Source organism: uncultured Streptomyces sp., assembly GCF_947488945.1.
In the GTDB taxonomy this organism is placed as follows: domain Bacteria; phylum Actinomycetota; class Actinomycetes; order Streptomycetales; family Streptomycetaceae; genus Streptomyces.
This window is the reverse complement of sequence record NZ_CANLBS010000026.1, coordinates 71,706-81,514: the sequence shown is the minus strand read 5'-3', so window position 1 is coordinate 81,514 and position 9,809 is coordinate 71,706. Positions and strand designations below refer to the sequence as shown.

6 protein-coding genes and 2 pseudogenes are annotated in these 9,809 nt (G+C 71.1%); 3 read left to right on the top strand and 5 right to left on the bottom strand.

Features of this window, described 5'->3' with window-relative positions; all coding sequences use genetic code 11:
• Positions 1-650, top strand: a 650-nt coding sequence (locus Q0994_RS29915) for a VCBS repeat-containing protein (protein WP_299540829.1), incomplete at its 5' end; no start/stop codon positions are given.
• A 743-nt stretch (positions 651-1,393) separates the two neighbouring features.
• Here Q0994_RS29915 and Q0994_RS29910 read toward each other — a convergent pair.
• Both Q0994_RS29910 and Q0994_RS29905 read right to left on the bottom strand, forming a co-directional pair.
• Positions 1,394-1,714, bottom strand: coding sequence for an acyl-CoA-binding protein (locus Q0994_RS29910; RefSeq protein WP_299540827.1), 321 nt, complete (start codon positions 1,712-1,714; stop codon positions 1,394-1,396).
• 1,200 nt (positions 1,715-2,914) lie between these two features.
• Positions 2,915-4,882, bottom strand: a complete 1,968-nt coding sequence (locus tag Q0994_RS29905; RefSeq protein WP_299540825.1) for a hypothetical protein — start codon at positions 4,880-4,882, stop codon at positions 2,915-2,917.
• A 106-nt stretch (positions 4,883-4,988) separates the two neighbouring features.
• On the opposite strand from Q0994_RS29905, the pseudogene Q0994_RS29900 reads away from it, so the two are divergent.
• Positions 4,989-5,731, top strand: a pseudogene (locus Q0994_RS29900) (SDR family oxidoreductase).
• Positions 5,732-5,963: 232 nt separating this feature from the next.
• On the opposite strand, the gene Q0994_RS29895 reads toward Q0994_RS29900, so the two are convergent.
• Positions 5,964-6,104, bottom strand: a complete 141-nt coding sequence (locus Q0994_RS29895; RefSeq protein WP_299540821.1) for a hypothetical protein — start codon at positions 6,102-6,104, stop codon at positions 5,964-5,966.
• A 147-nt stretch (positions 6,105-6,251) separates the two neighbouring features.
• Positions 6,252-7,277 carry a helix-turn-helix transcriptional regulator gene (locus tag Q0994_RS29890; protein ID WP_299540819.1) on the bottom strand — a complete coding sequence of 342 codons (1,026 nt, stop codon included), beginning with the start codon at positions 7,275-7,277 and terminating at the stop codon, positions 6,252-6,254.
• Positions 7,278-7,333: 56 nt separating this feature from the next.
• On the opposite strand from Q0994_RS29890, the gene Q0994_RS29885 reads away from it, so the two are divergent.
• Positions 7,334-8,611: an MFS transporter gene (locus tag Q0994_RS29885; protein WP_299540816.1), complete on the top strand. Its 1,278-nt coding sequence runs from the start codon at positions 7,334-7,336 to the stop codon at positions 8,609-8,611.
• A 311-nt stretch (positions 8,612-8,922) separates the two neighbouring features.
• Here the strand turns inward: Q0994_RS29885 and Q0994_RS29880 are convergent.
• Positions 8,923-9,148 (bottom strand): annotated as a pseudogene (locus Q0994_RS29880) (acyl-CoA thioesterase domain-containing protein); the annotation flags it as partial.
• Positions 9,149-9,809 lie beyond the last annotated feature (661 nt).

Sequence of the window (9,809 nt, the reverse complement as noted above, 5' to 3'; positions counted from 1 at the left end):
AGGAGGCCGGCGGCTGGCTGGTCGACAAGCACCCCCGCTTCCTCGCCGACACCACCGGCGACGGCAGGCTCGACATCGTCGGCTGCCACGACGACGGCCTCTGGGTCTCCCTCCAGGACGAAGAAGGGGTATTCGCCGAACCTCTCTACATCCTCGATGACTTCGGGGTCGACCAGGGATGGACCTCCATCGACGAGCACCCCCGGTTCCTGATCAAAACCACCAGCGACGGAGTGCCGGACATGGTCGGCTTCGGCCCCCAAGGTGTCGTCGTCGCCCGCGGACGCGGCGACGGCACGTTCGAACCCGCCCGGCTCGTCCTGAACGACTACGGGCAAGCGCAGGGGTGGACGGGCGGGAAGCACCTCCGCCTCCTCGCCGACGTCACGGGTGACAAGAAGCCCGACATCATCGGCTTCGGCAACGAGGGCGTGTGGGTCTCCCACAACAACGGCGACGGCACCTTCGAAAAGGCTCAGCTGGTATGCCGCGGCTTTGGGTACAACGAGGACGCCGGCGGCTGGCGGGTCGACCGCCACTCCCGCTTCCTGGCCGACATCACTGGCGACGGGCGCGTCGACATCGTCGGCTTCGGCGGGCCGGGCGTACACGTAGCCCGCAACCTCTTCCGCCGCTTCCGGACCCGATAGCCCACAAAAAGTACCCGCTGGCGGAGACCAGGGCGTCGCCCAGATCCTCCCCAGAACGGTGTCGCTCGAAGCCGCCGCCGCGGCGCGAGGGCCCGCGTTCCGGCTCTGGGCCGGTTGCTTGATCTTCACAACGTCAATGGTGGGCCGCTGCCCGGTGGTCCGGCGACGGCCCACCATTGACGTTGTGTCAGAGGCCGGGCGTGGAGCTCAGTTCGTCGTACTCACCGGGCGTAGGTGCCGATTCACCGGCCCATGGCAAGGCGGACAGCGGCAAGTGAACGAGTGGGCCGGCCCCGTTGCCCAAAGCACCTTGGGCCGCAGAGTGCCCATGGCGGGGCCGCAGATCCTTCTTGACCCCGCTGGTTCTAAAGTCACGCAGGGTTATTTCACCCAGACGCGCCCGGGACTGGCGGCTGGGAGGGACAGAGACGTATCCGGACACAGGAACTCCAGTTGATCATGGGGGCAGGTCCGCCCCTGCCTACCCGACCGCACGCTCGCCATCCACGACGGCCCTCGGACCACCCTTTTAGGGGACGGGCGATTCGAACAGGGCCCCCAGAGGCCGCCCGGCGGCACCGGCTCCGGCTGATCGCGCCGTGCGGGGGACGGGTCGCCCGTTCGGGAGGCCCAGCACGGCGGGCGAAGAAGCCGACGGACGCTCCGACGGACGCGCCGACCTCCGTCACATCGGACCCGGCCGGCCGCCGGGCGCAGACCTCGCACCCCGGCGGCGCCGGTACTCAGGCCAGGGCGCTGATCTCCTGGATGTACCCGCGGGCCTTCTCGTCGCCCACCTTTTCGAGGATCTCCACCAGCTTCGACACGTACTTCTCGTGGGACTCTTCCCGGGACACGTCCTTCACCGAAGTCCAGGCCTCCCACTTGTACTTGGCGGTGAAGTTCATCATCCCTGGCTTGGGTGTGTCGTTGTTCCCCACCTTCGCCTGCTTGAAGTACTTGTAGAGGTACAGCTGATCATCCGAGGTGGGACGGATCGGGCCGTCCTTGTCTAAATTGGCGACGGTGTCGGCTGACTTCTGGAACTGCGCCTCGCTGCCCATGGGCGGTCCTCCTGCAGGTCGTCCGGGGCAGAAAGCTCGTCCTTCCACACCCGTCACGTAGAGAACGCCTCCGCACGCCGATGGTGACGAAGGCCCGTCACCCGCCAAGCGGCCGGGAGACGGACGAAGCTGCTGACCTCCCAGCCCGGTCTCCCAGGAGTCCGGATTGTCTGTTTTCTCAGCGGAGCTGGGAGGCCGGCTCCCTGTTTTGCCTGGTGGTGGTGTCACCTGGGGCTGGGAGGCCGCGGGTCCGTCCCCATGGGTTCGTCGCAGGCGTGGCGGGATGTTTGGTTTCCGGGTGGGGGGTACTCAAGTGGGCAGGTGGTCGGCGTACGCGGCTGCTGAGGTGCTGGACGGTTGGGACAACAGCTCCCAGCGCCACCCCCCTCTGTCGCCTCCGGGCCGCCCCGGCCCCGCCGCGCCCGGGTGCACCCCGGTGCGCGGGGGCGTCATGCGCAGCTCCATGGGTGGTCACCGCGGTGGTGCGCGCCCGGCGCGGCGGACACCGCCGTCGGCACCCCGGCCTGAGCGGCCGTCATCATGATCTGCCTGAACGATCGCGAGTTTCGGCCCGCCGAGTCCAGGCCGACGCGCGCGGCGGTCCCGTCGACCGTTGCCGCAGCTGTGCCGCCAGTTCCGGCCCGTCGTGACCGCTCCGCTCCCGTGGCCGGCCCGGCGGCGGGCCGCATCCTGCTGTCCCGGCGGAGACCGTCGCCCCCGCCAGCAGGATCCCTCAGCCGGTCCCCGCCCGCAGGGCCGTACCCGGCCGGTGGGCAGTCGGCGGGCCCGGGCGGTTCTTGTGCTGCTGGTTCCGGTCCGCTGTCGGGCACCGCGTTCCGCCGTCCCCGCCGCCGCGCTCCCGCCGACGGCTCACCCCCGGCCCGGCCGGTCTCGTGCGGGCCGCGGGCCTGCTTCCGCGGGAGCGTGGCGCCGTTCCCGCTCACTGGCCGGGTTGCGGCCGTGCCGGCGGACATTGCTGGGCCGGCCGGGTGCGGGCCGTGTCCCGGCCGCCCTGGCGGAGGCTGCTGTCCCCGTATACCGCCAACAGCCCGCCCGGCCCGCCCCCGTCCGCCGTCCCGGGCGGGGCCGGTAATCCCGCACGGCACGGCGCGGCTCCCGTCCCGGAGTTCCGGGAGGGGAGCCGCGCCGTTACTCCGGTCCTGTGCCGTGCCCGGTCGGGGGCGGCCGTGGGTCGTTGTCCTAGCCGTGGCGGCGCCGGCGGATCATCACCAGGGCGCCGAGCCCGACGCAGCAGGCCGCGGCGGCGGCGATCAGGCCCAACAGGGGGTCAGTGTTGCCGGTGTTGGCGAGCGCGCCGTGCGGGTGCGGGTGTGGGTGTGGTGGAACGGGGCCCGTGTGGGTCGGAGTGTGGGTCGGGGTGTGGGTCGGGGTTGGAGTGGGGGTGGGACTCGGCCCGGCCTCGACGAGAACGGTCTCCGCCTTCAGGCCGAGGCCATGGCTCACGGGCACCTGGCCGCCGGTGAGGGCGTCGTGCGTCACTTCGGCGTCGAAGCTGTAGCAGCCGGCGTCTTCCGGATGCACCACGTCGGTGGTCTTCGTACCGTCCGAGGTGAACACGATGGGGGTGTGGCGGGCCGCCACCGGCAGGTCGGGTGCGGACCAGTCGATGCCGTCGCAGGTGCCGTCGGCGCCGGGCGCGAGGGGCCCGTAGAGCGTGACGGTGGCGGTCAGCGTGCGCTCGGAGGGGAGGCCGGATACCGTCACGTCGTCGCTCACGCCTTCGCCTGCCTGCACCGTGGTGGCCGACGCCCGGGTGGTGACGGAGAGAACGGGCGGTACGTACCGGGGCTCGACCAGGAACGTCTCGTGCGGTTCGCCCGGGGCGAAGGAGACGTCCTCGCCGAATGCGGGATCCAGAACGGCGCCGAAGGAGTAGCAGCCCTGCTCGGTCATGGTCTGTTCCGGCGTGGTGGTGCGGTCGGAACCGGTCAGTGTCACCGGGTCGAAGCGACGCGCGACGGGCGGTGTGCCGGTCCAGTCGACGTCGGCGCAGCCGCCGTTCACCGCGCTCAGGGGCCCGTAGAGAGTGATGGCGAGCGAGCCGGCCCCGGTGAGGCCCGACACGATGACGGTGTCGGTGACGGTCTCACCGGTGGTGAGCGTGGCAGCGGAGACCTCGCTGGTCATCCGGGGCGGGTCACCCGCCGCGATGTCCACCGTCACGGCCGACTTGCCCTGCAGCGGCAGTGCCTGGGCGAGCATCATCGCCTGCACCTTGTAGGCCGGGTCGCCCTTCATGAGGGTGCCGATCTGTGCCGTCACGGGCCCGGTGGCGGCCAGGGTCGCAGAGGCGGGCGTAGCCGAACGCAGCCAGAGCTGGCCACCGGGAGCGAGGGAGCCCCCGCTCGCGAACGGCTGGGTGCCCGCAGGGTCGAGGAAGGCTTCGGCGCCTTCGACGGTCACGGTGATCGGGCCGGTCGCGTTGGCCCCGATGGCGAACGGGCCGATCAGCTCTCCGGCCGCGCCGCCGTCCGGGCCCTCGATCGTCGGGGTGGGATCGGCGGCGGCCGGGGCCGGGCCGGCGGCCAGCACGTCGGTCACGATCTTCTGCACGACCTCGTAGAGCGCCCTGTCCTGGTAGTCCGGCGGCATCACGATGCCGTCGGTGAAGTAGTGGATGGCCATCGCGACCGTGCCCGAGCGCTGACGGTTGGCCACCGTCGCATTCGTGGAGGGCACTGCGGGCAGGTCCGTGGCGGGCCAGTACTCCTGCAGGATGCGCTGGACGTAGCCCGCGTTGCGGATGGTTCCGGCCGGTTCCGGGTCGTAGCCGGTGCCGGTGCGCTGGCCCTTCGCCCACTGGACGCAGTAGGCGGAGCCGATCACCGTTGTTCCGGTGGCGTCGCGGAAGTTGTAGCGGCAGGCGTTGGTGCCGTTGGTGACGGTGAAGCCGAGGGCGGCCGGGTCGTAGCCGAAGCCCGGGTAGGCGTTGGCCGCTGGTTCGTAGCCCTCGGGGGCCGCGTACGGCTTGGGCTGGGTCTCCCGGACACCGACCTCGATGCAGCCGTTCGTGCCGTACTGCACGGCGGCGAACGGTTCGGAAGGCGGCACCTCATCCGCGTTCGCGTGAGGCAGCACCGCCATGGCGCAGGTGATCAGGACGCCGAGGACGAGAGTCAAAGAGGTGCCGAGGCGTGAGCGCGGCATGAAGCAGCCTTCCTGCGGAAAATATGACAAATGCGACTCTCGGGCAGTTTTGTCCTGCAAGACACCGGCCACACCGGACGCGCCTCACCGATCCCCCGGCTGCACCATCCGGGACTGCGGAGTTCCGGCGGAGACCAGAGCCCCGGCGCGCACATGTAGGGGCATCGGCGCGGCGGTCTGCCTGCGGCCGGCAGCCGAAGGACATGACGCCTCCATCGGCGACCGGACGGACGCCGAAGCGGCCGAAGGCGTGGCCGAAGGGGTACGCGCGCTGGGCCGGCCGGCTGCCCCGGCGCGGTCCACACCTCCGACGCGGCGGACGCGGACCGTTTGTCCGAGACTGCCGCCGCGCACCTGGGGCTGGTCACCGGCCTGGTGAACAGCCCCGGGTTGAGCGGCCAGCCGGACCGCTGACGACCGCAGATCCCGAAGGGATGCGGCAGGCCCTGGAAGTCAACGTCGTGGGCTGCCTGCTGTGGGCCCGCCGGGCCACCGGCGACACGACGGCGGGCGGGGCGATCGTGAACGTCTGCTCCGTCGCCGCGACCCTCAGCAGCCCCGGCACCTACGTCCACTGCGCTGCGGGCGGCAAAGGCCGCCGTGGGCCGCCCCGACGGTCGGGTTGCCCAAGAAGGTGGCGGCCGGCGGCATCCGGGTCAACTGCGTCACCACCGGCAGGAACTCGACCGGTTTCCACGCTGACCCGCAGCGGCACGCCGGCCCGCGGAGATCGCCCCCACGAGCACCGCCGACCAGCCCGAGGAGATCACCGGAGCCCTCGCCCGGCTGCTCTCGGACGATGCCTCCTACACCACCAGCACGGCGACGAGGACCGCCGGCGGAATGTGAGCAGGAGCGGCCGGCCGGTCCCGGCGGCGGGCGAGGACCAGGCGCCGGAAGGCGTCACTTGCGGTCGGCAGCGAGACGGACCTGGCTGGTCTGCCGAACCCGGGAGCGCCCGAGGAGGACAGCCTTCAACCGGATTTCGTGCCGGCAACATATGCGCCGCTGCTCTTTCCGAGCGTAATCGTTTTCGGTGACCCGCCCGATGTTCTTCAAAGGAGCCCCCTGGGCTTGGCCTTCACCTCTTCGGCAACGGCTTCTCCAGGGCGGTGACGACGTCCTTGTCGAGGTGCATTCCGACTGCGTGGTGGTGGGCCGGCGCGGTCGGGGAGTCCGCGCTGAAACGGTCGTGGCCCGCAGGCAGTTCGTCGTGAGTCACGGTGGGTGCGTCCCGCCCGCTCGGTACCGCGCGACGCTTCGCGTGCCCAGGGTGAGGGTGTCCCCGGACCATCTGCCGAAGGACGAGAACGTCCGGTCCAACGTGGCACTGAAGAAGACCCGGCCTGCCTGCCAGCCCCGGCCGAGCTCATGGAGACGGCTCCTGATCGGGTGGGGTGTCTTGCTGGGCCTGGTGGAGGGCGGTGCCGAGAGGGCTTTGGCGGTAGAGGACATGGCGGCCGTGGCGGGTGCGGTCGATGAGCCGGGCAGCAGCGAGTACGGACAGGTGTTGGCTGACGGCTGCGGGGGTGACGTGTAGTCGGTGGGCGAGCTCGGTGGTGGAGGCGGGCTCGGCGAGCAGGGCGAGAAGACGGGCGCGGGGAGGGCCGAGAAGCCTGTCCAGGGAGGGGGAGGCGGAAGGCGGGGGGCTTTCGGCGAGGGTGGCCAGGCCGCGGGCGGTGTAGATGATGTGGGGTGGCGCGCCGGGGCCGAGCATGGTCGAGACGCCGTCGACGAAACAGCTGGGCGTGAGCAGGAGACGGCGGCCGTCGATCGGGATGTCGGTTGCGGACGCGGCCCAGGGGCCGTTGCGGTGGATGCTCAGCACGCCGTCGGTCCAGTTGAGGCGCGGGCTGATGCCGCTGAACAGGTGTCCGGCGCCGTGTTCGGCCAAGGCGCGGGCCCGGTGGGCGAGGTCCGTCTCCAGCACGGACCGAATGCGCGGCCAACGGGGCAGCAGACACGCGTGCCAGTACGCCTCCAGTGCGTCGGCGATGTCGGCCAGCAACCGGGCGGGGTCCGCGAGGCCGGCCAGCAGCCGGGGCGGGACCGGTTCACCCAGGGGATGGAAGGTCTGTTCCAGTTCCGGTCCGAGGCGGGCTGGGTCGACCGCGCGCAGGGCCATGAGCTCCGAGCGGATGCCGGGAGCGGGGGTGTGAGGACGGGGGGTGAGGAGATCGGGCACCCAGTAGCGGCACCGGGCCACCAGTGAGGTCAGCAGCTCCTGGTCGAGCTGCTCGAACGCCGGACGCATCGCGGTGCGTAGTTTCTGCAGGTGGGGAAAGCGGGCGGCGTGGTTGCCCCACAGGCGCAGACTCAGAACGGTCTCCTGTAGCGGCGAGTACGCGAAGGACGTCGCCGCGAGGTCGGAGAGGCTGAGACGGAACCGGATCATTAAGCCCCAGTCTTAACCCATTCTGCTGCGGCCGCACGCAGGGTTGGCTCACGGCCATGACTCCCGCACCACCTTCCCGGCCGCCGATCGTGCCCGCAACACCGTCCACAAGAGGACGGCGCGTCTCCCTGTCTCCCGATCCGGTCGTACGCGCCCTGGCCGCCCTGCTCGTGGTCAATGCGACCGGCAACGGCCTGTTCCTGACCATCAGCACCCTCTGGTTCACCCACGGTCTGGGGTACTCCGCCCCGCAAGTGGGCTTCGCCCTCACTCTCGCAGGCCTCTGCGGCGTCCTCGCCGCCATCCCGGCAGGGCGCGCGTCCGACCGGCACGGGGCCAAACGCGTCCTGGCCGCCCTGCACCTGGTCCAGGCAGCGGCGATGGTCGGCTACGCCGTCGCCGACACCTACACCGCTTTCCTACTGCTGGCCTGCGGTGTCACCGCGGGCAGCAGAGCCAACGCCGCCGTACGCAGCGCCCTGTACGCGCACAGCCTTCCCGCGGCCACACGCGCTCCCGCCCTCGGACTGCTGCGCGCCGTCAACAACGTAGGTATCGGCGCGGGCGCCGCCCTGGGGGCCGCAGTCGTCGCCCTCGACCGCCCCGGCGCGTTCCAAGCCGCGATCCTCGCCGACGCCGCCACCTTCGTCCTCGCGCTCATCCCACTGCGCAAGGTCCCCGCCACGCAGGCCACCCCTGCACGGGTCCACACGGGTCACCCCAAGGCGGCCAGCGCGCTGCGCGACGGCCCCTACCTGCTCGTCACGGGGCTCAACGCGATCGTCAACACGCTCTACGTCGTCCTGGAAGTCGCCCTGCCCCTGTGGCTCGTCAACCACACACGTGCTCCACGAACCCTGGTCGGCGCCCTGCTGATCCTCAACACCCTCCTCGTCGTCGTGCTCCAGATCCGCGCCGCACACCGAGCCACCACCCTCCCCGCGGCCATACGCTCCTTCCGACTCGGAGGCATCCTCACCGCCCTCGCCTGTGTCACGGCAGCCGCAGCCCCGCACCGCTCTCCCACAGCCGCCACCGTGATCCTCCTGACCGCCGTCGTACTCCTCACCCTCGGCGAAGTCACCTCGCAAGCCGGCAGCTGGACCCTCGGCTACGCCCTGGCGCCCGACCACGCCCAAGGCGACTACCAAGGCGTCTTCCAGACCGGGATCTCTCTCACCCAGGCCCTCGGCCCGATCCTGATCACCACCCTCGTCCTCCCTCACGGAGCCATCGGCTGGATCGCGCTGGGCGCGGTCTTCTGCGCCGCGGCACTCGCTCTCCCACCCGCAGCCCGACGCGCCGAACAGGCGGAAACCGCACGCTTCGGATGACGCCCCCCTTATCCAGCCGTGATCCGCCTCTTCGGCGGGAAGGCAGGAAGCAGGCCTCCTGCCTCACACGGGCGCTCACGGCGTATCCAACAGAGAACTTCAGTGAGCCGTAGCGTCCGGCGCTCTTCGGGCCGGCGTGCGCCGCCCTCACCCGCAGCGACTGCTCGGGGCCCCCGAGAAAGCCGCTTACATCGTGGTGCTCCGCGATTCCCTCTGGACGGAGGTGAACGCGTCGGGGTGCTCCCCGAGAGGCGTGGCCTGCGGCATCGTGAGATGCCGGTCGCCGAAACCGTTCGGCTCCTCGGGAAGCTAAATGAGGCGGACAGACTGAAGATCGCCTCGCCCGCTGGATCGCCGTCACGCGCCGGGACACGCAGCTGCGGCCGTCCCGAAGCCGCTCCACCTGGTAGACGATCGGATCGCGGGTGTCACCGGCGCGGAGGGAGTCCCCGTGCAGGGAGTGGGCATCAGCGCCGCTCCGGCCGTGTGACCCGCGGCGGTCAGGGCCTGTCCGGCCACCTGTCCGCCGTAGGCCCGCATGCGGGCGCCCTCGTGCAAGCCTCCGGCGCCAATATGCACGACAGCCAGGGCCTGGAACCGCTCATCCGCAGCATTCCGCCTCGTGAGGGTTCTGGTTGGTACGGGTCAATCCCTTGGCCGCGCGGGGGGCGGCCATCGTCGGGGTGCCTGATGCCCGCGAAGGCCCCGGACCGCGGCCGGGAGTTCAGCACCTCGGTCGGGGCACGGTCTGCGGTCCTGCTCGAACGCGGGCACCCACGTCCCCGCGCGGCGGTCGGCTCCTGCAGGAGTTGGACGGCGGCGGCCGGCGCGGGGGGTGCGGGGGGTGCGGTAATTCCTCGGGCTGTGCGCCCATCAGATCCTTGAGGAAGGTCGGCGCTCCCACCGTAGCGCCGCACCGGCCGGCCGCGTCCCGGTCCTGGCCTACAGGGCGAATTCGGTGCGCTCGGTGTCGGTGAACTCGGCAGGAGGTCGTCGGCACGGCAGCCGCGGTCCTTGAAGTTGGTCTGCCGCAGATCTTCGGCGACGATGCGGCGGAGCTAGTGCCGCATGCAGCAACGTTCGCCCGGTTGGCGACTGCGCTGGGCGCTTGTCCTGGGCGGCCTTGTGCGGGGCCGGGTGCTGCTTGCACGCGGGAAGGCGTGGCGTTGAACGCCCTATTTGCACCCCTGCGCATAGT

What these genes read in the sequence shown, in the direction of transcription:
- Q0994_RS29890 (WP_299540819.1), bottom strand. Translation starts at nt 7,277, where the DNA reads ATGATCCGGTTCCGTCTCAGCCTCTCCGACCTCGCGGCGACGTCCTTC.
- Q0994_RS29905 (WP_299540825.1), bottom strand. Translation starts at nt 4,882, where the DNA reads ATGCCGCGCTCACGCCTCGGCACCTCTTTGACTCTCGTCCTCGGCGTC.
- Q0994_RS29885 (WP_299540816.1), top strand. Translation starts at nt 7,334, where the DNA reads ATGACTCCCGCACCACCTTCCCGGCCGCCGATCGTGCCCGCAACACCG.
- Q0994_RS29910 (WP_299540827.1), bottom strand. Translation starts at nt 1,714, where the DNA reads ATGGGCAGCGAGGCGCAGTTCCAGAAGTCAGCCGACACCGTCGCCAAT.